22 protein-coding genes are annotated in these 24,705 nt (G+C 41.3%); 9 read left to right on the top strand and 13 right to left on the bottom strand.

The features are described 5' to 3' along the window. Nucleotides 1-33: 33 nt before the first annotated feature. The 11 genes from ACI2JM_RS00915 to ACI2JM_RS00865 all read right to left on the bottom strand — a co-directional run bounded on the left by ACI2JM_RS00915 (nucleotide 34) and on the right by ACI2JM_RS00865 (nucleotide 11,037). Entirely contained in the window at nucleotides 34-789 is a 756-nt protein-coding gene (locus tag ACI2JM_RS00915) for a lysozyme inhibitor LprI family protein (RefSeq protein WP_404641441.1), read from the bottom strand. A gap of 61 nt (nucleotides 790-850) precedes the next feature. Beyond that, nucleotides 851-1,420, bottom strand: coding sequence for a hypothetical protein (locus ACI2JM_RS00910; protein ID WP_404641439.1), 570 nt, complete (start codon nucleotides 1,418-1,420; stop codon nucleotides 851-853). 271 nt (nucleotides 1,421-1,691) lie between these two features. Next, on the bottom strand, nucleotides 1,692-2,054 hold the full coding sequence (locus ACI2JM_RS00905) for a hypothetical protein (protein WP_404641437.1): 363 nt from the start codon (nucleotides 2,052-2,054) through the stop codon (nucleotides 1,692-1,694). A 90-nt stretch (nucleotides 2,055-2,144) separates the two neighbouring features. Then, the gene (locus tag ACI2JM_RS00900) at nucleotides 2,145-2,414 is read right to left on the bottom strand and encodes a PAAR domain-containing protein (RefSeq protein ID WP_404641435.1); all 270 of its coding nucleotides are present in this window, start codon (nucleotides 2,412-2,414) and stop codon (nucleotides 2,145-2,147) included. Nucleotides 2,415-2,450: 36 nt separating this feature from the next. Continuing rightward, complete coding sequence (locus tag ACI2JM_RS00895; protein ID WP_296240908.1) at nucleotides 2,451-3,245, bottom strand: tetratricopeptide repeat protein; 795 nt, start codon at nucleotides 3,243-3,245, stop codon at nucleotides 2,451-2,453. A gap of 62 nt (nucleotides 3,246-3,307) precedes the next feature. Further along, the gene (locus ACI2JM_RS00890; RefSeq protein ID WP_296240910.1) at nucleotides 3,308-3,877 is read right to left on the bottom strand and encodes a hypothetical protein; all 570 of its coding nucleotides are present in this window, start codon (nucleotides 3,875-3,877) and stop codon (nucleotides 3,308-3,310) included. 3 nt (nucleotides 3,878-3,880) lie between these two features. Beyond that, entirely contained in the window at nucleotides 3,881-5,218 is a 1,338-nt protein-coding gene (locus ACI2JM_RS00885) for a PAAR domain-containing protein (RefSeq protein WP_404641432.1), read from the bottom strand. Nucleotides 5,219-5,438: 220 nt separating this feature from the next. Further along, a complete protein-coding gene (locus tag ACI2JM_RS00880) occupies nucleotides 5,439-6,443 on the bottom strand; it encodes a lipoate--protein ligase (RefSeq protein WP_404641430.1) in 1,005 nt (334 codons plus the stop codon). A 436-nt stretch (nucleotides 6,444-6,879) separates the two neighbouring features. After that, nucleotides 6,880-7,740 carry a hypothetical protein gene (locus ACI2JM_RS00875; protein ID WP_404641428.1) on the bottom strand — a complete coding sequence of 287 codons (861 nt, stop codon included), beginning with the start codon at nucleotides 7,738-7,740 and terminating at the stop codon, nucleotides 6,880-6,882. Continuing rightward, a complete protein-coding gene (locus ACI2JM_RS00870; RefSeq protein WP_404641426.1) occupies nucleotides 7,727-9,124 on the bottom strand; it encodes an AAA family ATPase in 1,398 nt (465 codons plus the stop codon). Before ACI2JM_RS00870 ends, ACI2JM_RS00875 begins: the two co-directional genes overlap by 14 nt. Nucleotides 9,125-9,438: 314 nt before the next feature. Continuing rightward, nucleotides 9,439-11,037, bottom strand: a complete 1,599-nt coding sequence (locus ACI2JM_RS00865; RefSeq protein WP_404641424.1) for a GMC oxidoreductase — start codon at nucleotides 11,035-11,037, stop codon at nucleotides 9,439-9,441. Nucleotides 11,038-11,453: 416 nt separating this feature from the next. Here ACI2JM_RS00865 and trpB point away from each other — a divergent pair, with 416 nt between their 5' ends. From trpB to ACI2JM_RS00850, 3 genes are all read left to right on the top strand, one after another. Further along, a complete protein-coding gene (trpB, locus tag ACI2JM_RS00860; protein WP_404641422.1) occupies nucleotides 11,454-12,680 on the top strand; it encodes a tryptophan synthase subunit beta in 1,227 nt (408 codons plus the stop codon). A gap of 218 nt (nucleotides 12,681-12,898) precedes the next feature. After that, on the top strand, nucleotides 12,899-13,801 hold the full coding sequence (locus ACI2JM_RS00855; protein ID WP_201540872.1) for a DMT family transporter: 903 nt from the start codon (nucleotides 12,899-12,901) through the stop codon (nucleotides 13,799-13,801). A 341-nt stretch (nucleotides 13,802-14,142) separates the two neighbouring features. Continuing rightward, nucleotides 14,143-15,246, top strand: coding sequence for an alkene reductase (locus ACI2JM_RS00850; RefSeq protein WP_270894634.1), 1,104 nt, complete (start codon nucleotides 14,143-14,145; stop codon nucleotides 15,244-15,246). A gap of 138 nt (nucleotides 15,247-15,384) precedes the next feature. Here ACI2JM_RS00850 and ACI2JM_RS00845 read toward each other — a convergent pair whose 3' ends face one another. Both ACI2JM_RS00845 and ACI2JM_RS00840 read right to left on the bottom strand, forming a co-directional pair. Further along, complete coding sequence (locus ACI2JM_RS00845; RefSeq protein WP_404641419.1) at nucleotides 15,385-16,344, bottom strand: pirin family protein; 960 nt, start codon at nucleotides 16,342-16,344, stop codon at nucleotides 15,385-15,387. A 301-nt stretch (nucleotides 16,345-16,645) separates the two neighbouring features. After that, nucleotides 16,646-17,962, bottom strand: coding sequence for an NAD(P)/FAD-dependent oxidoreductase (locus ACI2JM_RS00840; protein WP_404641417.1), 1,317 nt, complete (start codon nucleotides 17,960-17,962; stop codon nucleotides 16,646-16,648). A 536-nt stretch (nucleotides 17,963-18,498) separates the two neighbouring features. Here ACI2JM_RS00840 and acs point away from each other — a divergent pair. The 6 genes from acs (at nucleotide 18,499) to pgsA (ending at nucleotide 24,597) form a co-directional block, all read left to right on the top strand. After that, nucleotides 18,499-20,460, top strand: a complete 1,962-nt coding sequence (gene acs, locus ACI2JM_RS00835; RefSeq protein ID WP_404641415.1) for an acetate--CoA ligase — start codon at nucleotides 18,499-18,501, stop codon at nucleotides 20,458-20,460. A 230-nt stretch (nucleotides 20,461-20,690) separates the two neighbouring features. Next, a complete protein-coding gene (locus ACI2JM_RS00830) occupies nucleotides 20,691-21,884 on the top strand; it encodes an NAD(P)/FAD-dependent oxidoreductase (RefSeq protein WP_404641413.1) in 1,194 nt (397 codons plus the stop codon). 79 nt (nucleotides 21,885-21,963) lie between these two features. After that, nucleotides 21,964-22,392, top strand: coding sequence for an MgtC/SapB family protein (locus ACI2JM_RS00825; RefSeq protein WP_055123559.1), 429 nt, complete (start codon nucleotides 21,964-21,966; stop codon nucleotides 22,390-22,392). A 133-nt stretch (nucleotides 22,393-22,525) separates the two neighbouring features. Beyond that, nucleotides 22,526-22,777: a hypothetical protein gene (locus ACI2JM_RS00820; protein WP_404641411.1), complete on the top strand. Its 252-nt coding sequence runs from the start codon at nucleotides 22,526-22,528 to the stop codon at nucleotides 22,775-22,777. Nucleotides 22,778-22,909: 132 nt separating this feature from the next. Continuing rightward, nucleotides 22,910-23,146 (top strand): hypothetical protein, encoded by a 237-nt coding sequence (locus ACI2JM_RS00815; protein ID WP_227675952.1) that lies wholly within the window; start codon nucleotides 22,910-22,912, stop codon nucleotides 23,144-23,146. Nucleotides 23,147-23,925: 779 nt separating this feature from the next. After that, nucleotides 23,926-24,597 carry a CDP-diacylglycerol--glycerol-3-phosphate 3-phosphatidyltransferase gene (gene pgsA, locus ACI2JM_RS00810; protein WP_055123738.1) on the top strand — a complete coding sequence of 224 codons (672 nt, stop codon included), beginning with the start codon at nucleotides 23,926-23,928 and terminating at the stop codon, nucleotides 24,595-24,597. The last annotated feature ends 108 nt before the right edge of the window (nucleotides 24,598-24,705 follow it).

The following is a 24,705-nucleotide window of genomic DNA, read 5'->3' as shown; positions in this document are numbered from 1 at the left end:
TTGCTTCAGGCAATATTAAGACACTCGGCTCACTTACTGATGTTCTAATATAATACTGTCAAAATAGCCGCGCACTCCACAACGCCCTGAGCTAAATTGATAATCAACGTCTCTTAATAGTAACTGATTCTTACCTTTATAAGGTGCAGGATATAACCTTAGCCTAACTTCTTTATCTTGGCTATTATCATAAATCACCCAGTGATTTTGTGACCATGTTGCAATGCTTCCTTCAATCTCACAGGTGTGTAAATTATTAAAAATCAGGATGCTTTCAATTACAGAGATATGAGGTTTATTATCAACCTTATTAATCGATAAAGTATTCGTTGCATCTTGAAAAGTATTGTTGCGTTTGCCGTCTACGTTATAGACTGAAATCTGGAAGTTTTTAGAAAACTCTCCAAACGCATTTTTATCAGGTAAATCAGAAGAGCCTAAATCATCGTTCCATTCAGAACCTGTCTTTTCTCCGATATGTTCTTCATACTCACGTATAAGGCAATTGGTATCTTTACAACTATTCCGTTGAAAATTTAACCATAACTTTTGATCTATAATCACATTGTTTTTGTAGATTTCGCTGTCTTCGTCGTTAGCTGCATTATTGAGATCGCTTCTATATTTTTTTGCCATCGCCTTATCAAGCTTAGATAGCTCAGGACTTTCGCAAACGGTTTTTTCTACCCAAGTAGTCGCTTTTTTACAATCAAAACTGGCTGAATTTGCATAAGTGGATAATAGGGAAATACTTAAAATACTGATTGTGGCTAAGGGTAGTTTTTTCATAGAGTTCTCATTGCTTTCAGCTAGTAGGTGTTTGATACATGACTTTATACTTAGTCTAATATTAATTATCCAACTCTATAGCAATAGAATTATCATGTTTTTTTATATTCAAGTCATAACAAGATAAACTGTAATCATACTTAAGTTCTACCAAAGTACGAGCTTTAAATAAATCAATAAGATAATCATTTTGCATTTCGGTCATATACATAAAAATGGTAGCTTTATCCTTACATAGAATACGGACACGTTTGGCTGTTTTATCAGATCTACTTGAGGTATTAGCTATATAATCGTTTTCGTCAATTTTATCAGTCATATCTACCCAGCCTTCTTTGAGAAGAAAGCCATGTAAATGTAACAGTCTATTCTTGTCAAACTCGGGGCTTGCATATCTGGATGTGTACCACACATCCCTATTAGAATAACTATGATCGCTTACTTTGAAGTTCATAAACTTAGCAATTGTATCAAGTTCGGATATAAGCCAGCTTTCTTTCTCAACCAATTCTCGTTGGTATATTTCAAGCTCTTTATTTGGTTCTAAGTCTACAGTCCATACAAATAAAATAACAACGAATGCAATAAGTGAAATATCGGATAATTTATATTGTTTACCTCTTGTTTTCACTGATTACTTTCCTGTATATTCTATTATATTTTTTGCAGCGTTATACTTCATTCCCTTTGCTAATTCCATATTTGTAGAGTCTTGACTAGCGCCGAAAAAAGAGTTACTTCTCATGCTTTCTAAGTATAATTGTCTACCAACGCGAAAAGCGAATAACCCTAGTATAGTCTTAATCTCTCAGAATGTTGATTTTCTGGCAATACAGGGGTTATTCACTTTAAAAGAATAGATAATCTATATTATCGATAAGTTCATCGATAATATAGATTATCTATTCTGTAACTTTCATCTCAATGGTGTACTCTTTTTCAAAATATTTACCAGGAAAGTTAGTTCCATAGGTATTGCCTGATATATAAACTGTCATAGGATTAATAGTAGTGGGTAGGCCACTAATCGTTAAATTGTTATAGTCGTCTTGACCACTCTCCATGACTTCAGGAGTAGTTTTAAAACTAGCGTCTGAAAAAGTTGAATAGAACGTCAAGTCGTCAACTGCTGAATTTATTATATTTATATTTGCCTCATAAGGTTGATTCAGGTAAGCGTCGGGTAGTTTATTAGGCGTTACCTCAACACTGGGAGCACAACCTAATAGCAATGTTGCCACAAAGAGAGCTAAGTACTTATTCATTATATTACTTCTCTATTTTATTTTAGTCTTACCATCTCTCCAGAGTTCTGCTACCGCCTGCTCAACCCCGAAAACCTCAAAGTCCGACTACTAAAACGTTTGCTGACTAGCAATTAACTTAACTCCGCAGCTGGTCACATTACCGCCGCGTGCGATGGGTGCACTATCGACGATAAAGGATGGTTCACCACTAAGAAAGGTGGTAACCTTTTTACATTTTTTACAAATGACTTTATAGCCCTTACGAGCGACAGGGATAATGTTATGAATGGTATGCGGTGAGCCAGTGAGAAGGGTTCCATCACTGCTGGAATTTTTATATTTAAAATAAGGTTTGGGGTAGTATGCTAGTGAGGTCAAAGCTACTTTAGACAGAGTGATTAGGTAACTTATAAGTTATTGGCTCATTTTTTCAATATCGCCTAATGTAAGACCAGTTTCCTGTGTGCTATAAATGACGATATCTTTATCATCGATTTTACCATTCATAACCAATCTACCTATTCGATTGCTTGCTTCTTGGTTTCCCTGATCAGCAGCCTTTTTGTACCACTCAAAAGCTTTGTCATAATCTTGCGGCACGCCATAACCATGTTCGTAAAGATCACCGATATTAAATTGTGCTACATCTAATCCTTGATCAGCGGCTTTGGTATACCACTGCATTGCTTTTTTATAATCTTGTTCCACACCAATACCTTCATGATACATGACGCCTATATGATGCTGAGCGTCGGCGTCCCCTTGGTTAGCAGATCGTTGAAGCCATTTAAATGTTTTTAGATCATCTTTTTCAACAGTGATACCTTCATGGTACATAACACCGAGATTGAATTGAGCTTTAGAATACCCTTGGTTAGCAGCTTGTTGGAACCACTTAAATGCTTTTTTATAATCTTTCTCAACAGCAATACCTTCATAATACATAGTACCGAGATCATATTTAGCAGGAGCATAATCTTGATCAGCAGCTCTTTTAAATAGGCTAAAAGATTTTTCATAATCCTGAGGAACTGAGTTACCCTCATAGTAGGCAAGGCCAAGTTCGTATATCTCAGCAGGAGTGCTTTGATTTGACAGTATAGGAGTGTTTGATGACTCCGCTGAACAAGCAGAAACGATTAATATATTTGATAATAAAGTAGCTAATAGTAAAGACTTAATTAGAGTAGTAGTTTTTCTTTGATACATTAGATATCCTTTTAACAGTTTATTTTTTATATGTTCTCGTTATTAAATTTTAGAAAGTGATACTAATTATTTAGTTCTATATCGCTAGAATTCTCATACTGTTCTTCAATCAAATCATAACAAGGTGAACTATAGTCATAGAGAAGTTCAATCAGTGTTCTAACTTTAGTAGACTTGTAATCAGGGTCTTTTTGCATATCTGTCATATACAAAAGTATAGTGGCTTTATCATTGCATAAGATTTGGATATTTTTAGCTATCTCATCAGATTTTACTGTAACTAAAGCTGTATAATCGTGCTTTTCCATTCGATTAGTCATATCTGTCCAACCTCTTTCGATCAGACTATGTTTTAGCCTTAATAATTTACCTTCATTAAAGTCGTAACCGTAATACCAAGAATAAAACCAAACCTCACGGTTAGTATAATCATACTCACTTTCATCAAAGTTTAGAAAGATCGCGATTTTACTCATTTCGGAAAGCAACCAACCTTCCTTCTCTGTTAGTTCTTGTCGATATACTTCAAGCTCTTTGTTCGGTTCTGTTTTAATAGATAATATGAAGAAAACAAAAACGAAAGCAATAAATAAGATATGGGATAACTTGTATTCTTCACCTCTTATTTTCACTGATTATTTTCCTACATACTTGATTATATTTCTTGCAGAGTTGTATTTCATGTTAGTTGCTTCTTCCATATTTGTAGAGCCTTTACTAGCACCAATAGAAGAGCTGCCATTAGAACCTTTAATGGTCCAACCTTTACCAACACTACCGCTTGCTGCAAAGGTCGTACCATCATCAGTCGTTTCAATGGCAGCAGTTGCTGGACCAACTTCAATAGAATATGAATGTCCTTTACCTGATAGGATGGCATCTGTAGCTCTAGCGTCATCTTTAATGTTACTACTTATAATACGTCCAACCCCTACCTGAACACTAATGGATGGCGCCTTATTAGTATTGACATTAGCATTTGCGATTGCAGGTTCATATACTTTTCCGTTATGAACGTTTACAGACATTCCTATATCAATACCAAAATGTTTAACGCCTGCGCCACCTGCTATATATACAAAGTCTACGTTCGATCTTTGACCGAATCGTAGCATGGCAGTTGCTGCCGAGGCCTTAGTTCTTTGGGGAAAATCCTTTAATCCAGCTTCTATAATACCAAGATTAATAACCATGGCATTTTTAGTGTGCTTAGCAACACCAACTGTGTCTTTTACTAATTTATTTCCTCTATCTTTGTACCCTTCTGCAGTTGAATTTAAGCTTTCAGATATGCCTTTACTAACTTCATCTGCCAGTGCCATTGCTTTGTTTTGATTACCTTCTTGTTCATACCAAGGAAGATTAGAGTTAACGCCATTGCTCTTAGATTTTTGCTTTTTAGACATCATCCGATTTTCAGTGGAATCCCACTGCACATTAGGGTTATGGGGGTTATAATCTCCAAATCCTGAGATATTTGCTGATAAATTACTCGGGTTATCTGCTAAGTTGTAACTACCTAAATAGTTGCCTTCACTATCAAACTCATCGACTTTGATATTGCTAGCGTTATTTTCGGAATAGAGCTCAAGGACTTCAACAGCAAAGTGAATCTCTTCAGGTTCTTCCTCATCATTCTCTACAAATGAACTACTCATATCCGACTTCGGAAACACCAAAGGCGCTTCCTGCGCAATACTACCCACATCAAAGTCAGACTCCGCAAACGACTGCTGACTAGCAATCAGCTTAGCGCCGCAGCTGGTGACATCGCCGCCGCGAGCAATAGGCGCACCATCGACAATAAAGGAGGCATCACCACTAACAATAGTGGTGACCTTTTTGCATTTTTTACAGATAACTTTATCACCTTTACGCGCGACAGGGATGCCGTTATGAGTGGTGTGCGCTGAGCCGGAGATGACCGTCCCACCGTGAGAGGTCTTTGCGCCGACGGTGATATAGGCTGCCATAGTGCTACCTTGCTTAAACGTTTAAAGTTTGGATTGTTATAGCGATTCTATTATTTGCATCACATTATAGATGGCAAAAGCGCAAAATATCAAACTTAAGTTTGTCTAAAGTCATGATTTATACGGCAAGCTCAGTCAGCGTAAAGCATAAAAGCGTTTGAGCAATTGGATACAAGAGGAAATTGAGTCTCTTTATTCATTATTAATAACAAGCAAAAATCTAACCCTCCATCTCCCCAAGTAACCACACAGACACGTCATCAATCTGTGCTGCCAACTCAGGATGTGCTCTACCTAATTCATCAAGCTTTGTTTTGATGTCGACTTGATTGTATTTAATGTCAGTCAGCGTGTTTTTTAATAGCTCAATTAATTCAACGTTTAGCGCATCAGAAAAGATGACAACATCGCGTATCACTGCTTGCTTCACATCAAGGTGCAAATCAATAATGCCCCAATCAAAGCGTGTCTCAATATGATGGGTAAATTCAGGAGTTTTGCCAAAGCGCCAATCCCAATCTGCCATTTGCTGATAGTATTTGTTCAACGTTGGTTGCTTGGCGAGACTGGCTTCATCCAATTCTTCTACCGGAGCAGTATCGCCATAATACTCGCAAAATGCCTCGATAATCGCCTCGGATAAGGTCTCGTGATTAATCGACTCGTTAAACTCTACTAAGTTAGCGACGCGAGCACGCACCGATTTAATACCTTTGGCTTTGAGCTTAAGCGGATGCGGATTGAGATAATCGCCGAGCTTCTGCATGTTAGCGTTCACTAGTAATGTGCCATGATGAAAGCTACGATCAGCCGCGTGTTTAAAGGCGCTACCTGATATTTTCTTATCACCGACTTGCATGTCATTACGACCAGACAAGTCCGCGTCTATGCCCAACTTTTTTAGCGCATTGATGATGATGGTAAAGTTCGCTGCTTGATCGTAGTCGGCTTTGGGTGATAAAAAGGTAAAGTTGGTATTGCCTAAATCATGAAATACCGCGCCACCACCACTCTGACGCCGCGCCAAAAACACCTCGTCGGCTTCCATCTTATCGATTTTGCATTCTACCCATGGGTTTTGCGAGCGCCCAATGACCACGGTCTCGCTATTGCGCCATAAGAATAGTGTGTGCGAGTCTGGGTCGAGTGCTTGGAATATCCAATCCTCGGTGGCGAGATTAAACCAAGGGTTGGTCACGGCAGATTTTAAGATGCGCAGTTTCATTATTTGTCCTTTTTCTTGAATAATTATTCTAGATTGAGTGTTATCAATAAATACTGTCATTGTTGCCGATGCGTGGTTGGAATTCAATGGGTGTGTGGTAGGGAGGAGAGTTTTAGGAATTCAAATATTGTGATGTAGCAGGGAGTTTTGGTTAGATTTTGAGAAGAGGGTTTATAAGTTTTTGATGGATGGTTAGTTGTTGGAGCTAATCCTGCTATCCGCTTGTATCTAACTTGTCGATGTCGTGCGGACTGGTTTGTTTGGTGGCATTCCAACATTCGAGCGAATACCTCCAGCCATAGTCCGCAACGCCATCGTCTGCGTTAGGATACCGCTGCTATCAGGGCTAAAACGCTCCTCAAGTTGACCATTAATGATTCTGTCAAAAATTCGAACCTAGCATAAAACACTTAGTGCGCAACAAAGGCTCTATTAATTATTTGTTATTGATATATTTTTTAGCAGCTACATGCATTACTTTTCTCCAATTATTTGCTGCTAAGTTAGAATTAATAACTGGATTCACTAATACCTCACAAGTCGTATCCGAGCTCATACCCATTTCTTCCATTGTTTTTATTTGTTCTAATAAAATGCTAAGCTCATCTGCTGCTAGTCTAGAAAATCTATTCTTTAAATTAAATGACATGAAATGTGTTTTAACACGTTCTTTCTGAATGGGTTGCCAGTCAATTGGTGGTTTCACGCTATATTCAACAACTATATAGTCGTCTCCTCTATCTAAAAACTCAGCATATATCCATTGTTGATCGAAATAAAAGTCAGCATCTAGGTATGGATGTATTATCTGATTTCCTTGTTCCGCTGCATAATCGCTACCTTTGCTTCCTACGTTACAATCTAGACAAGCAGGTACTAAATTTAAAGAAGTTATAGAAAACTGAGGATAATATTTCTTAGGTAAATAATGGTCTAGATGCTCTGGATTTCCGATTCCACAGTAAGGACACTCTCCTAATGCATTGGCTTTAATTTCATCATAGATCTTTCGAGCTGGCTTATCTAAGTAGGCATAAAAATTTGAATATATCTTTGTAAGTTCGGAATGTAAAAGTTTCGAAGTGACTAATGGGTCTGTACTACTATTCTTTATATATTTCTTCAAAGTATAAAGTTCTTGAATAGTACCTAAATCTCTATACTGCTGTTCTAAATGATGAAAATCGACTGTAGCATCTATTAGGCGGCCTTTTAAATCTACATCTTTAACTATCCCTTCGCAACATCTTCTAATCACTAATCTGCTCGAAGGTAGCGCTGTTTTAATCTTTCTCATTTATTAACTCATTATCTCTAGAATGGACTAGAGACTTCAAAAGTAACCTTCCTTCCATGCCAAGCTGGTTATTGTATTCTTCTAAGATACTTTGATACGAACCGCCATTTGATACTGATTTGTCTAACAAGTTGTAAAAACCAGATTTAGTGACTTCTAAACCAAATACGTCTCTTGTTAGAATACCAACATTCTCGCCGAAGGTTTCAATCTCAGGACGAAAGCATCTTGTAACTTCACCTGATCTTATTATTTTCAATACGCAAGATTTTGGTACCTCTTGGAGTACAACAGGCGAGTGCGTTGCAATTATGGCTACACCATTTTGGTGAATCAATAGATCTGAAAGTGTTCTAATAAAAGCAGATAATAAAGGTGGATGCAGATGACTTTCAGGCTCATCAATCAATACTAAGGTTTTTTCTTCTACAGTAGCTAATAAACGCGTTAAAGTAATTAAGACAATGGCATGACCAGAGCTCATGCCTTTAATCTTCTCTAATCCTATTTTTTCTATCTCACTACCTGTGTAATTAACTAGGTCTTTTAAATTCATTTCAGAGAAATTGTTGTCGGACTCTAAGGTCTGAATAGCACTTAACCACCGGTCCTTTTTTAAGTGAATACATACTTTTAAGGCTTTAATAAACTCATCATGTAACTCATTGATCTCTTTGAGACCTTCTTTATCGTTACTTTTTAAACCTATATAGCTGTAACAGGTGCCTTTTGTAGGATCATCCTGCTCGTCATAAGGTCTGAAAGGATCGAAAGCACTAAATGAGACTGAAACCATTCTACTAAAGTAATCATTAGGAATATCTACTTCTCCCAAAAAGAGGTTTTCAGTGACAAAGCTAACAGATTTTTCTTCACTTCCTATGACGGCATCAATCATTCCATTTAATATAGTAGTTTTACCTATCCCGTTTCTACCAATTAGTACATGAATATTCGTATTAGGTTTAGACTCAGGATATATTTCAAACTTAAGGTCGATATCAGAAAAATCTTTTGAATTTTTGCGCTTAAATTCAAATATAAATTCAGTTAAAGGTGCTCCACCTTTAAGCACCCTAACATATTGGTTCTTTATTGTGGTTAAGCTAGCATCTCTTAATAATGAGTTTTTAACAACATCCTCGTCTAGTATGGTATCGATAATGTCTTTGTTATAAACCATATCATTCAGAGATTTCAGTAAAATATCCCTTAGGTCTTTTGGTAAGTGGCTTACTTTTCTATAATATTCAAGGCTTGCCCCTAGAGAAAAATATTCGCTGTCTAAAACCTCAAATCCTTTTCCAAGTTTTGATGAAGCATGTTCTGACTCTCCTTTTTTCTGATTCGTATAAGCTATTCTTAAAAGCCCAATATCATGCAATTTTCCATTTTATCAAATACTATTAAGCCGAAAGTAGTATAGAATCCATGATCGTTCCAATTATTTTTTACGAGAAAAATAGTATTTACAGCACTTGATGGTACTTCCCAAGGGCGACTTACAATATTTATGGACATTATTCATCTCGTTCAATTTATGAAACATGATTGATAGTATCAAGAAAGTAGATGTTGCAGCTAGTTCTAGTTGAGGTATATAAGATATGGGAGTAAAGCAGGAAATAGCCCCATAAAAGCCAAAGAACGCTCATTGAGAGCATTTTCTATATATCTATATTCTATAGGTTCAAAAACCTACCCAAAATCTTCCTTCAAAATACTTGCCAAATTACGCTCAGCAAGCCCAGTAATAAACACGTACGGATTGACGCCAGCGCTACCGGGGATTAATGCACCATCTTGCACGTAGATATTTTCGTGCCCTTTGAGGCGTCCCACTTCATCAGTCGCCTTACCCAATACGCAACCGCCAAGCGGATGATAACAGAAGTTATCGCCGAAGCCTTTGGTAAACAGTAAACTTGAAGTTGATCCACCATTTACTTTGGCGAGCTTTTCTATCAGCTCTTTAGCAGCATTCACCGAGTATTCGTTTTGCTCGCGTTTCCAGTTCAGCTTGACGGTTTTGCTGGCTTTATCATAGTAATAGTTGCCGCGTTCTGGATTGTCAGTGATGGCGAGATATAGCGTTGTCCACGTTTCAAGTCCCAATGGTAAGGGCGCAAGTTCGGCAAAGATTTTGTACTTTGAGCCACCTCTATCGCCGTCCCACATATTGATGCCTTTGACCGGAATGGTAGATTGGGTGGTGCCAGCAGCATGGACGAAATTGCGCCCTGTCATGATGTTACCGTTGGGTCCCCAATGTTTGCCGATGTGTTCGTTTAGGTTGTTTAGCTTCCCTTCGGCTTGGCTTTTGAGTAGCAGCTCTGAGGTGCCAGTACTGCCCGCATTAAGGAAGAGCTTATCGCAAGTGTAATGCTCAATTTTATCCACGCCGCCAGTTTTATTGATGACATGCACTTCTAGGCGCAGTTGGTCGTTATCGAGCGCTTGAATAGTATTAACTTTGTGCAAGGTTCTGACCGTGACATTGCCCGTGGCTTCAGCGTCTTTTAGGTAGGTTAAATCCAGTGAATACTTGCCAGCGTTATTGCCATAGATAACTTCACCGCCGAGCGCTGATTTATAGACTTCGCCGCGGGCTTCTTTTTGCATATAGTCAAAATCGTAGCTATTACCGAAAAACTCTGTTTTTAGTCCCGCTTTTTCGGCTTGGCGTTCAGCTGAACGAGTAAATTCGTAATGCTCGGACTCATTGAAAAACGACTCAGGAATTTGGCTGACTTTTAATTCTCGCATAGCACGCGGGAAGTAAGTGTCGTACATCTCATCAGCATCAATCCAAGGGAACGTTTCTTCAAAGTGCGAGCGTCTGGGCTGAATGGCAATCGCGCCATTGACGATAGAGCCGCCGCCGTAAGCACGCCCAGCGAAGACTTTCATATTTTCATATTCGATTAAATCTAAAACTCCAGGATATTTTCTGATAGGAATGGGTATCGGAATAGGAGCGTTTGGCATATTGCTAAACCAGCTTGAGCGTTTATCAGCGTTAATCATTTTGCAAAAGGTATTATATTCGCGGCTTCTATCCCAGCGCATACCCATCTCAAGTATCAACACTTTATGACCTTTTTCGCTCAACCGTAGCGCCGATACCGCACCGCCGTAGCCACTACCAACGATGATATTAGGAAAATGTCCAGCTTGAGTAATTTTGCTTGGTAGTTTTGGCTGCTTGGCAAGCGTTTGGCAACCACTCACTGCAGCGGAGGTGCTAATAGCGCCTAAGCTTAAACCCATGGCTTTAATCAGTTGGCGTCGTTGCATGGTGTATCCTAATTTGATATTTAAGCTAAAAAGCCCGTATGAAATAATATTAGCTTTAGACTGCAAAGGTGCGCTAAGTTAAGCGAGCATCATATTAGCAAACATAGGTTGCGTTATTATTTCAGTCACACGATTGCTGTAATACTTATAGATAAATCAGGCTTTCATTCAACGATTATTCTTGCCAGATTTTAGTCAATGTCTTAGCCAGTCACTTAGTCACTTAGTCACTTAGTCACTTAGTCAATTGTTTTTAGAGTGACGTGTAAACTTGACCGAATAGAGAATTTCGCTTATTATCTTGTTTCAATGTACTAGAACACAAATACATTCAATTATTCTTGTCCTTAAAAAAGCTAAATCATTTGGCAAAAATGCCAATACTAATACTCCATTTAAAACGATAAGGCTTAACTATGACAACGCAAAATACCGCCACTGGCTACGGTTTACATCAATCAATTTTGCCCAATGACGATGGTTTATATGGCGAGTTCGGTGGCAAAATTGGTCATCCTGAGCTGGCCAAAGCCATGGCAGAAATCGAAGTGGGTTTTCGTGAAATCATTAAAGACGATGATTTTATCGCTGAGATGAAGCGCTTGCGTGAGACCTATGTTGGTCGTCCAAGTCCTATTTATCATGCGCAGCGTTTGACGAAGCATTGCGGCGGCGCGCAGATTTATTTTAAGCGTGAAGATTTAAATCATACGGGCGCGCACAAGATTAATCACTGTTTGGGTGAAGTGTTATTAGCCAAGAAATTAGGCAAAAAAAAGGTAATTGCCGAAACGGGTGCGGGGCAACATGGCGTAGCGTTGGCAACGGCAGCGGCCTTGATGGGTATGGAGTGTGAGATTCATATGGGTGTTGTCGATATTAAAAAGGAGCATCCAAACGTCAGTCGTATGAAGATTTTGGGTGCCAATATCGTACCAGTCTCGCGTGGCGCTGGTACGCTAAAAGAAGCGGTCGATAGCGCCTTTGAGACTTATTTGAATGAGCTTGATAGCAGTATGTTTGCGATTGGCTCGGCATTGGGACCAGCGCCATATCCTGAAATGGTCAGTTATTTTCAATCGGTGGTCGGACATGAAGCACGGGCGCAGTTCCTAGCGACGACGGGTAAGCTGCCTAATAAAGTGGTCGCTTGTGTTGGCGGCGGCTCGAATGCTATCGGTATGTTTAGCGGCTTTTTTGATGATAAAGATGTAGAAAAAATAGGCGTGGAACCCGCAGGCGAAGGTCTGGATACTCCTAATCATGCGGCGACGATGTCGCTCGGCGTCAAAGGCGAGATTCATGGTTTTAAATGCTATGTGCTGCTCGATGAAAAAGGCGAGCCAGCTCCCGTACATTCGATTGCTTCTGGTCTAGATTATCCAGGGGTTGGACCACAGCATTCGCATCTGCGAGATTTAAAACTGGCTACTTATGAGTCGGCGACTGATGCTGAATGTCTAGAAGCGTTTATGGCATTGTCGCGCCTTGAGGGTATTATTCCTGCCTTAGAGTCGGCACATGCCATCGCTTATGCGATGAAAATCGCCAAGGATATGTCAGCGGATGAGACGATTTTGGTCAATTTGTCAGGGCGCGGCGATAAGGATATTGACTTTATTTTGGATAAAGTGAATTTGTAGAAGAAATCAGCGATAAATACAGAAAATACAACATCAATCGAGCAATTAAAAAGTTATCATCGAGGTTTTTTTATCACACGATACTTTTTACGACTGAGCCTTTTATAACTGCGTTTTTATGATGAATTTATTGATAATAATCATTTCATAACGAGAAGTTCATAAATAGCCATTTTATAAGTAGGGAGCAATCGTCTAACGCTTGATAGGATCACCCCATGTCTAACCGCGACCTCATTATTTTTATCACCTTATCTTTTATGTGGTCGCTGTCTTTTATTTTTTATCGTATCGGCGTGCCTGAATTTGGCTCGTTAGCTTTTGCGAGTCTTCGTGTGGTCTTGGCTGGACTGACCATGCTGGTTTTTGTTTTGATCAGCCCAAAAAACAGAGAGGGTATACGGGATAATTGGAAAGTGTTGACGCTGGTTGGATTATTTTCTGCGGCTATTCCCTTTATCCTGTTTGCCTTTTCAGCGCGCTCGGTAAACGCAGGGGTGTTGGCGGTGCTTAATGCGTCTGTGCCTATGATGAGCGGTTTCATCGCCAGTACATTTTTTAAAGACAGACTGTCAAGAACACAAATTCTCGGTTTAGTCATCGGTGTTATCGGTGTGATTATTTTGATGAGTGAAAACTTATTTGGCGGTAGCGGGCAGGGCGCTGAGTCAAGTTCAGGGTTGCTACCAATGGGCTATGCGTTATTGGCTTGTGTCGGTTATGCTGTCGGTGCCAATATCACCAGAAACTACTTATACAATGTATCACCAGTCGCTATTACCGCAGGTTCGCTCATCATTGCCAGTATTATCATGCTGCCGATAGCAGTCTATGAATTCCCGTATGGTAAAAGCATTAGCCTTACTGCTTGGGTTTCTGTCATTTGTATTGGCGTGTTTTCAACCGCCATTGCCTTGATTTTTATGAATCAATTGATAAAAAGTATTGGTCCTATGCGCGCAACCAGTATTACCTTGGTGATTCCGATTTTTGCGATTATATTGGGTTACTTATTGCTTGGTGAAGCATTGGACACACCTGCGATCATCGGCTCGATGGTGATATTGTTTGGCACTTACTTGTCTTTAGAGTTGTCCATTAAAAAGATGCTCAAATTGTAAAAATCTCGATTGGGTCATCGTTCAACACGCCCTAAGTAGACTTTTGACTGAGAGGTTATGAGTACAGGTTATTGATAAATAATGTTATTTTGCTATTTATGTTTTTCAATGATTAAAGCCATTCGCTTAATAGGCTGATAAGAGGCGTTGAATAATGAGTATTATCAATACCGATATCATGCCATATTGATATTTTTGTTGGTCATTTTTCCTTGGAATTATCACGTTTGCCCCCTATAAAGACTACGGCTTATAAATAGCGTATTGAAAAACGAGCGCGCTATTTATTCATTAATAACAAACCAATCATTATGGTTTTATAACAACAAATAAGGCTTTTTATGGCACACGATAATTTATTTGAACATGTAAAAATGGGTACGCAAACCCTAAAAAACCGCATCATCATGGCACCGTTGACACGTCTGCGTTCGATCGAACCTGGTGATGTACCGACGGCACTTGCTGGAGAGTATTATTCACAGCGTGCGAGTGCTGGGCTTGTTATTACTGAAGCGACGCAGGTATCTTTTCAGGCAAAAGGCTATGCTGGCGCGCCGGGTATCCATACCCAAGATCAAATCACTGCGTGGAAAACCATCGTTGATAATGTCCATGCCAAAGGTGGCAAAATTGTCGTACAGCTATGGCACACAGGATTGGTCGCGCATGAAAGCGTGCAGCCTGATGGTAAAGCGCCGATCTCAGCGTCTGATGTGCATGTCGGTGTGCGTACGTCATTGCGTGATAGCAATAACCACGCCATTCGCGTTGAAGCGACCACGCCACGTCCAGCGACACTTGATGAGATTAAGCAAGTCATTGCTGATTTTGCCCAAGCGACCAAAAATGCTAAAGAAGCAGGCTTTGATGGGGTAGAGATTCATGGTGCACACGGTTATCTATTGCATCAGTTTTGGGTTGAGCAAACCAATCAGCGTGATGATGAGTATGGCGGTAGCCGTGAGAATCGTGCGCGTCTGACTCTTGATGTCATCGATGCTTGTGTTGATGCGTGGGATGCTGATCATGTGGGTATTCGTATCTCGCCACTTGGCACGTTTAACAATGTAGAAGCAGGCTACAACGAAGACGAAAACATCTGGCTAGTTGAACAGATCAACAAGCGTGGTCTGATGTATTTGCATCTCTCTGAGCCTGATTGGGCAGGTGGTACGCCTTATAGTGATGCATTCCGTCAGCGTGTCCGTGATGCTTTTGACAATATGATCATCGCTGCTGGTGGCTATACTGCTGAAAAAGCGGAGAAAAACATCAAGGAAGGCTATATCGATGCGGTTGCTTTTGGCCGTGATTATATCGCCAATCCTGATTTGGTTGAGCGTATCCGAGAAGGGGCGGCGCTCAATGAGCAGCATCCAGAGAGTTTTTATGGTGGTGGTACTGAAGGCTATACCGATTATCCATTCCTTAACCAAGCATAATGGATAATCAGCTGCCCTTATGATTAGCTAACCTTAAGGTGTGTTAAAAACACCCTCAGCGTTAGCCGATACATAAGCACATAATAAAAAGCCACCTGACGCAGACTGTCAGGTGGCTTTTTGATGCCTGTATTTTAACTATTTAACAAAGTTGCCTGTTTGGTAATCCCGAAACGTTTGGCGGAGCTCTTCTTGGGTGTTCATTACAAAGGGTCCATAACCTGCGACTGGTTCACCGATAGGTTCGCCGCTCAATAGTAAAAGCTTGACTGGTGCTTGCTCGCCATTTTCGGTAGCAGGATAATGCAGCTCAATGGTATCGGTAGCCAGTGTTTGCCCATCAGTGCGGTGCTGAGTTGGCGCATCAAATTGAATCAAATTGCCAGCACTGACTGACGTACCATTGACCAGTAGTTCACCTTCTTGTACTAGCAGTAGTGTATTGTGGGTGTTGGGCACTTTTAGCGTCGTCGCGCCCGCAGTATGCAGCTCAATATTCCATAAGTTAATCGGAGTAAAGGTATTTGCCGCGCCTGTGATTTCTTGCCACGCACCAGCAATGATAGCCGCCTTGCCAATCGTCGTTTGGTGGTTAGGGTTGCTGCTGTCGATCAGCTCGACGAGAGGCAGATCTGCCCGTTTGATGCTTTGATAGTTTGGGTCGGTCAGTTTGTGCGCACTTGGCAAGTTAACCCACAGTTGCACCATACTAAAGACGCCACCGCGTTGACCGAAAGCCTCCGAATGAAACTCTTCGTGCATGATGCCACGACCTGCGGTCATCCATTGCACATCGCCTTTTTGAATAATCCCTTGCCCACCTACTGAATCGGCATGACTGATTTCACCTTCGTAGGCGATAGTGACGGTTTCAAAGCCTTTGTGTGGATGCTGTCCGACTCCATGCGGCTGTGTTTTATAATTGGGGTTTGGATCAAAGATTGTTGGTTTGCCATAATCGAATAATAAAAAAGGGTCGGTATGGATATAATTAAAATGAGGATTATCGTCAAGATGGTTGATTAAGGTCTTTACATAGAAGCCGTCACCTACCCAGTGCGGCGCTTTATCACCATGAATATTTTTAATAGGACGCATTTATTACCTCGTCAGACGAAACATGTTTTTTAATAAAAAAGTTCTGTTAAGTTAAGCTACATTTATAGCTACCTATATTGTGTTTATTTTAATAATTTATCAAGGACTAATGTTGATAAAAGGCAACTTAAGTAGAATAAAAATAGGGATATCTCGTTAGGGCGTGGTAGCCATGACACTGTTTATAAATGCTGTCTGTAAGTGCTGTCTGTAAGTGCTGTCTATAAGCGCTATCTGTAAGCACTGCCGATGTAGCACTGCTTATGATTAAACAATGCTACATCGTTATGATTAAATGAGGTTAAACCACTTCACCGCAGACAAAGCCACTGGCCCATGCCCATTGGAAGTTATAACCGCCAAGCCAACCAGTAACATCCAGCACTTCACCGATAAAGTATAAGCCCTCCTGCATGTTGCTTTGCATGGTCTTTGAGGAGACTTCATCAGTTTTTACGCCGCCGCGGGTCACCTCAGCGGTACGATAGCCTTCTGTACCAGAGGGTTTGAGCTGCCAGCCATTCAAAGTCGCGCCAAGCTCCGTCAGCCGTTCATCTTTAATATTGGCAAGTTCGGTGTCTTTGATATCCTCCCAAAGGTGCGTTTGTAGCGCGGCAAGCAGCTTTTTTGGTAGCTTATGACTGTCATCGCCGCTATCGGTATAATCCGCTACGACCGTCCGAATCAGTTGCTTTGGGTGTGATTTTTTGTGCGCAAGGAGCAGCGCTGTCATGTCGATATTTGGCAGCAGGTTGATACTAATGGTCTCGCCAGTGTGCCAATAGTTTGATAGTTGTAGCATAGCAGGGCCTGAGAGCCCGCGATGGGTAAACAACATAGGCAATTTAAAAGAGATTCGCTCATTGCTAGCGATGACTGGCAAACTAATACCAGCCAAAGATCGAATCAGCTCACCCGTTTTATCCGTAAAGGTAAAGGGCACTAAGCTGGCATCGGTTGCAATCAGCGTGTGCCCAAATTGCTGCGCCAATTCATATCCTAAACCACTGGCTCCCATCGTTGGAATAGACAGTCCGCCCGTGGCGACCACGAGTGACTCACAGCGGTAGCCTGTTTGCGGCAGTTTGGTTTGATTGGCGGATTCTTTTCTCTCTTGCTTTTCCTTTTTGCTAAGCTGCTTGGTGGTCAGTAATTCAAATTTGGCGTTCTTGTCATTTTCGATAGCTTGCACACTGTCAATCTGCGCATTCAGCTTTACTTGTACACCAGCTGCCGTACATTCCGCGAGGAGCATGGTCAAAATATCTTGCGCTGAATCATCACAAAATAGCTGACCGTGTTCGCGCTCATGGTAAGGGATGTTATGTGCTGCCACCATACCGATAAATTCCCAGCTGGGATAACGACTAAGCGCGGATTTACAGAAATGCTGATTGGCACCGATAAAGTGCTCAGGCTCCACATAATAATTGGTAAAGTTGCAGCGTCCACCACCTGACATGAGGATTTTTTTGCCCGCTTTATTGGCATGGTCTAATACCAGTACGCGGCGACCACGGCGACCCGCTGTGAGCGCACAGTATAGCCCTGACGCGCCAGCGCCGATGATGATGACATCATAGTGGGTGTATTGTGATGCATTGCGGTGATTGCTCATGGTCGTCTCATAAAATAATAGGTTTAAAAAACCAGCCACCAAATCCGTCATCGAATCAACAACGCCGATTGCTTATCTTTATAGCAGCAGGTCAATAAGAGGGTTTGGTGAAGGGTGTATTTTGGCGTCGTATCTCGCGTGTAGCTATTGTCCATATTTCATACAAGGTTACAAGGATTAAATGTCATATCATTATCTGATATCTGGACGGTGATGCCTTTATTTGTGCCAAAATCAAAACATGTTTTAAATTGGCCAATACCAATACCAATACCAATATCAATACCAATACCAATAGTAAAAGCGAGTAGATGTAAAACCACACCTCGTCAATAAATTTTATTATGGGTGATCAAGTATACCGCTATATAGGCATATTGTTATGAATGGCTGTTGATACCTTGCAACCGTTCTGCTTATTTGTCAAACTAACCGTGAGTGTCACACATTATGGAAGATGACTCTTATCACCTGTACAGGCAGTCGTTTTCGACCGTTATGCGTGCAGGTCATAATAATTAAAAAGGACAAATACGATGACTCAAAAATCATTCCCTATTGCGGCCGAATTTATCGCTGCTGCCAATACTACCGCTGAACAATACCGCGAAGACTATGAAAAATCTATCGAATCACCTCAGGCTAATGATGCTTTTTGGGCGAAGCGTGCCGAGCTGATCGATTGGATAAAAAAACCGACCAAAATCAGCGACGTTAACTATGATTTGGATGATTTTCGCATAAAATGGTTTGAGGACGGCGAGTTGAATATCTCTGTCAACTGTCTCGACCGACATGTCAAAAAAAATCCTTACAAGCCTGCCATTATTTGGGAGGGCGATCACCCTTCACTGCACAAAATCATCTCCTTTAAAGAGCTACATCAAGCGGTCTGTCGCTTGGGTAATTCCATGCGTAAGCTTGGGGTTAAAAAAGGCGATCGCGTGACCCTATATATGCCGATGATACCTGAAGCAATGATAGCGATGCTGGCATGTACGCGTATTGGCGCTGTACATTCTGTGGTCTTTGGTGGCTTTTCTGCTGAGAGCTTGGGCAATCGCCTGATAGACAGTCGCTCAAAAATCATCATTACGGCTGATGAAGGCTTACGTGGTAATAAGCATACGCCGCTCAAAGCCAATGTCGATCGGGCACTAGATATGGATGGCACTGACAGCGTCACCAACGTCATTGTCGTTCATCGTACGGGTAATTCTGTACCGATGAGTGGTCGCCGTGATGTTTGGTATCATAACTTGGTCGATGGCGAGTCAGAACATTGCGAGCCAGAAGTCATGAATGCCGAAGACCCACTATTTTTATTGTATACCTCTGGCTCTACTGGCAAACCTAAAGGTGTGCTGCATACCACGGGCGGCTATATCACCTATGCTCTTTCTACTTTTCGAGATGTGTTCGATATTAAAGACGATGACGTCTACTGGTGTACTGCGGACGTAGGCTGGATCACAGGTCATACCTATGCAACCTACGCACCGCTTGCCAATGGTACGACGACGGTGATGTTCGAGGGTGTACCAGAATATCCCACATGGGCACGCATCGGTCATATTATCGATAAGCACGATGTGACCATTCTGTACACTGCACCGACGGCGATTCGAGCGATGATGAAGGAGGGCGATGTCTTTGTGCGGGAGTCTGATCGTTCAAGTTTGCGATTACTCGGAACAGTCGGCGAGCCGATCAATCCCGAAGCATGGGACTGGTATTATCATGTCGTCGGCGGCGGCAAGTGTCCGATTGTAGATACTTGGTGGCAAACTGAGACAGGCGGCATCCTCATGGCACCGATACCGGGCACGGTCGCCCTCAAGCCGGGTGCAGCGATGAATCCTTTGTATGGTATCAAACCAGAGATTGTTGATAGTGACGGTACTATGCTAGAAGGCTCTGCTGAAGGAAACCTAGCAATTAACAGCAGTTGGCCGGGGCAAATGCGTACTATTTATAATGACCATGAGCGTTTTTTACAGACGTACTTTAGTGAGTATCCCGGTTATTATTTCACTGGTGATGGGGCGCAGCGTGACGAAGATGGACATTACTGGATCACGGGTCGCGTCGATGATGTGCTTAACGTCGCAGGGCATCGTCTGGGAACAGCAGAAATTGAGAGCGCCGTGGTCGCGCATCCTGCGACAGCGGAGGCCGCCATTGTCGGAATGCCGCACGAGATTCGCGGCATGGGCGTTTGTGCTTTTATTATTCTAAAATCGGGTGAACAAGAGACAGAAGCGCTAAAAGCTGAGCTGAATCGACATGTTCGCGCTGAGATTGGTCCGATTGCCAATTTGGATGCTATTCATATCGTTGAGGCACTACCCAAAACCCGCTCGGGCAAAATTATGCGCCGGATTTTACGTAACCTTGCAGCAGGTCAGTATGTTGGTTTGGGTGATTTGTCTACTCTTGCGGATAGCTCGGTGATTAATCAGCTGGTTGAGGTAGTCAAAGCTGCGCGAGGAGAGTAGGCTAAAGTATCGATTTAAAGCACGTTCAGTAAATAGATGACTAGAGTTCAGAAAAGTCATGTTATGAAAACTAGCATGGCTTTTTTACGCAGACGATATTGATATCAAAAAACTTTAAAGGTTCAATACTTTCGATAACCACCTTATCTAACGATAGCTATATTATCTAAAACATTCCTACTATTATCACTCCCTTTTTTATCCAACATTATATGAGGCCTGCTGTCATTATGACCAATCACTCTTTGCCCGCTGTCGCTACAGAATCACCAAAAATCGCTATCATTGGTGGTGGTTTGACGGGGCTGTTTACCGCTACATTATTAGAGCGCGCCTTTGCTCAAAACATAGCACAAGATAGTGCGCAAAGACCCTTACCGCCAATTACTGTCTTTGAAAAGTCACGTAGCGTAGGGCGTTTAGCCACTCGATATCGTACTGATAGCCCCACTGGTAAAAACTGGCAATGGGCATTTGGGGCGCAGTTTTTTACGGCTAAGACGGCAAGTTTTAAGCAATTTATTACGCCTTGGTTAGAGACGGGATTGCTACAGCCATGGTGCGCGCAGGTGATCGATTTAACGCCAGCGAATCATGATACTCAATCGCCTGATATCCAAGCGCCCGATATTCAGAGTAAGGAGCAATGGAACACCACGCAAGCCCGCTATATCAGTACGCCAAAAATGACCAGTTGGGGACGTACACTGGCTGATGAGTTGCAGTACAGCACCATAAAATTTAAAACCCGCGTTGCGCCATTGGCTCAATTTGACAGGTCTATAGCGGCAAAGGTTGAAAAAAAAACTGAGCTATTTGACGAGACTGGTGCGAGTCTAGGTCACTTTGACTGGGTGATATGCACCGCGCCTAATGGTCAGACCATAGAGCTAATGGCAGAGAGCGGCTTTGCTGAGCAAGCCAAGATTTCTAAGCCAAAAATGCTGGCGTGTTATACGCTGATGCTGGGTTGGGATAATTTTGATACATTACCAAAAATGTTAAGCGCTCAAGCAGCGCCACGCTGGGATGTGGCTTATCTCAATCACTCTATACTCGATAGAATATTTATCGAGCATCAAAAACCTGCTCGCGATGACCTGCTACCCAGTGTCACTATTCATGCGCGCAACGACTGGTCAGAGCAGCATGTCGATGACGATATGGAGACGATCAAAGCGCAGTTATTAACAGCTGCCAAGCAAGCATTGAATTGGAATGATGACCATGCTCCTAGCCAAATAGATTGCCATCGTTGGCGTTATGCCGCCACTGTTTCTGATAGTGATAAAGAAGTATTAGGCATCTTGATAGACGAGTCTCATCAATGGATTGTCAGTGGTGATTGGTGCGGACAAGGCAATATCGAAAGTTGCTATCAAATGGCGCAACAGACGGTTGAGGCAATCAACAAAGCAAAATAATGGCGAAAGTTTACTTAGCGACTGCGCTATCCGAAACTGGACTTTAAGGGTGTTTTCTTAATATGAAAAGGTGATAACGATGTTTGGATTCGACATAGATTTAGAGCTGATGGGCTATCATTTTTTCCAGTTGGGCATCGCCTTTATATTGTCATTACCGATTGCCCTTAATCGTGAGATGAAAGACAACGGCGCGGGGTTAAGGACGTTTCCACTGGTAACCATTGCGTCATGCGCGTTCATGTTGGTTGGTATGGATATTTATGATGCTACTGGTGAAGCGAGAATCATGTATGCCATCATCACAGGTATGGGATTTATCGGTGGTGGGGCGATTTTTAAAAATGAAAAAGGCTCAAAGGGCACTGCCACGGCAGCGAGCTTATGGAATACGGGTGCCATCGGTATTTCGGTGGCTTACGGTCGTTATGAGATTGCCATTATATTATCGGTCGTTGGCTTTTTGATTTTACAATTCTCAGAGCCCTTTAAAGTTAAAAAACACTAAGCGATGGGTGCGACGAGTTAACCTGCATATACACTTAAATACTAAAGAGACTATAAATAAATACTATATAGTATCTCTATATCTATATGATATAGCAAGAAATCTATAAATTGTTGAAAATAAAGGATAGTTTATGAGTACCAGATTGAGAGGAAGTGGGCTGACTTGTGCCATGCTCGCACGAGGGGATAAGCAGGTTTTATGTGCGGTCAGTAATGAGAGCGACGAGCAGGCGATGGCTAGTATCGATAGCGCTGAATATGATTCGCTAAGGCACATTATTTCTTTTGATAACGATAAATTCTCCTGTAAAGAAGGCGTTGAATGGCAATGCGCCATACCAGTAAAAAAAGTAGAACTTTTTTATGATGATATAAATCTATAGCCGCTTATAACTGAAAGTTTGTATATTAATTTGTAATACTTTAATTGAAAATAAAGCTGTCCAAATTGCTAAGAAACAGTTATATTCGTATAACATAATATACAAAATAGTACGAAGTTAGAGGTGAATATAGTGCTTAGAGGAAGTGAGCTGACTCGTGTAATGCTTGAGCATGGCTGCCATGAGATATGGTGTGCGGTAGATGATAATAGTGATGAAGAAGCTATGTGTGATCAAGATTCAAACGATTTTACTGCCCAAATCGTGTCTTATCATAATAACAGATTCTATTGTACTGCTGGTACTGCGTGGCTATTCGCTGTGCCAATCAAAATAACGGCGATGACACTGAGTGATGTAAAGCTCTAAATATTTTTATTTGTTTTATTAAGCCCTTACAGCTTTATCATTTGTATTATAAAAAGCCCACCTTATGGTGGGTTTTCCATTAAAATTAACATGCCGTTTTTTGAGATTAGTGATCAAGGGATACAGATTTCTGCAGATAGTCATACTTGTATATGACAAAAACCTTTAACCAAGCACAAATTATAGACAAAAAAAGAGCCCACAGAGGAGGAACTGTGGGCCGAGGAAAACTGATCGTGTAAAGGAACTACAGAGGCAGTGGTTGTGACCTATTGTTATTATGAGTTTTGCTATATTAACTAATATTAGGGTGGTGGTGCTTAATTCAATAACTGCATATATTTACTTACATATTTAAGTGTACAAGTGTTTTTATCAGAATCGCTATCATAGCGCAATTGACAGCGGTTTGGCTATTTTGGTTACATGACATTACGTTTAGAGCTTATGAGAGAGAAAATTAACGTCGTATTTCATCTACAATAGATGAGTCTTTTAGTCGTGTCATATCTAACATTGAAAAATGCGTAGCAGAGTTTTGTAGTTATATATGAAAGATTGATTAGTCTTAATAGTATAGTCATTCCACTATAAAAATATTACTGCGTTAACCTCGCTTGAAGTATTAAAGATACATCTACACTCGGTTGTCTTGTACTACTTTTAAATTCAACCGACATCATATCGATAACTGAATAGCTAAAGAGATGGCATGACGACCTGCGTGAAAAATGCTAAGCTATCTACCATTAATATGTTTATATAAAACTGGGTTTGCCATGACTGAGAATACGCATTTGCATACGCAGGAGCCGCAAAATACCAAGAGTATTTTTAACTTGCCTAATAACCTTACTATCGCGCGGATTTTAATGATTCCGCTGTTTGTCGCGATTGCTTATTGGCCACCTGCTATGGGAATTGGCATGCCTGCCATCTCAGACAATGTGATTGCGCGGGTCGGTATGAGCGAGTTTAGTGATAGCTTGTTACGCCATTTACTTTTGACTAGCGTTTTTATTATTGCAGCGATTACTGATTGGCTTGATGGATATTTTGCCCGTAAGCTTAATGTTATGTCAGCCTTCGGTCGTTTTTTAGACCCTGTCGCTGATAAGTTAATGGTGGCAGCGGCGCTTATTATCTTGGTGCAATGGCATCCCAATATTATTATGGCAATCGCCGCGATTGTGATTATCTCGCGTGAAATTGCGGTATCAGCGCTGCGTGAATGGATGGCAGAGCTGGGCAAAAGTACCAGTGTGGCGGTGTCGTATGTCGGCAAGCTAAAAACGACGTTTCAAATGGTGGCTATTACGGTACTTTTATTAAACTGGGAGTCGCTCGAAACGATCGGTTATGTGCTGATGGTTGCTGCTGTTATTTTGACACTATGGTCGATGATGATTTATCTCAGAGCGGCGTGGCCATACTTAAAGCAAAGCGGATAAGCCCTAATGTTGATTGTCAGGTCATAATGTTTAAGAGAACGCCAGTCGCATTTGCCACTGGCATTTTTTATGGTCTGCTTTTAACGCTATGATATAGCTCTTTTATTT

Origin of the sequence: Psychrobacter sp. NPDC064578 (genome assembly GCF_044901245.1) — a bacterium.
GTDB lineage: Bacteria > Pseudomonadota > Gammaproteobacteria > Pseudomonadales > Moraxellaceae > Psychrobacter > Psychrobacter cibarius_C.
The sequence above is the reverse complement of the archived record's forward strand: the minus strand, read 5'-3'. Positions and strand labels throughout refer to the sequence as shown.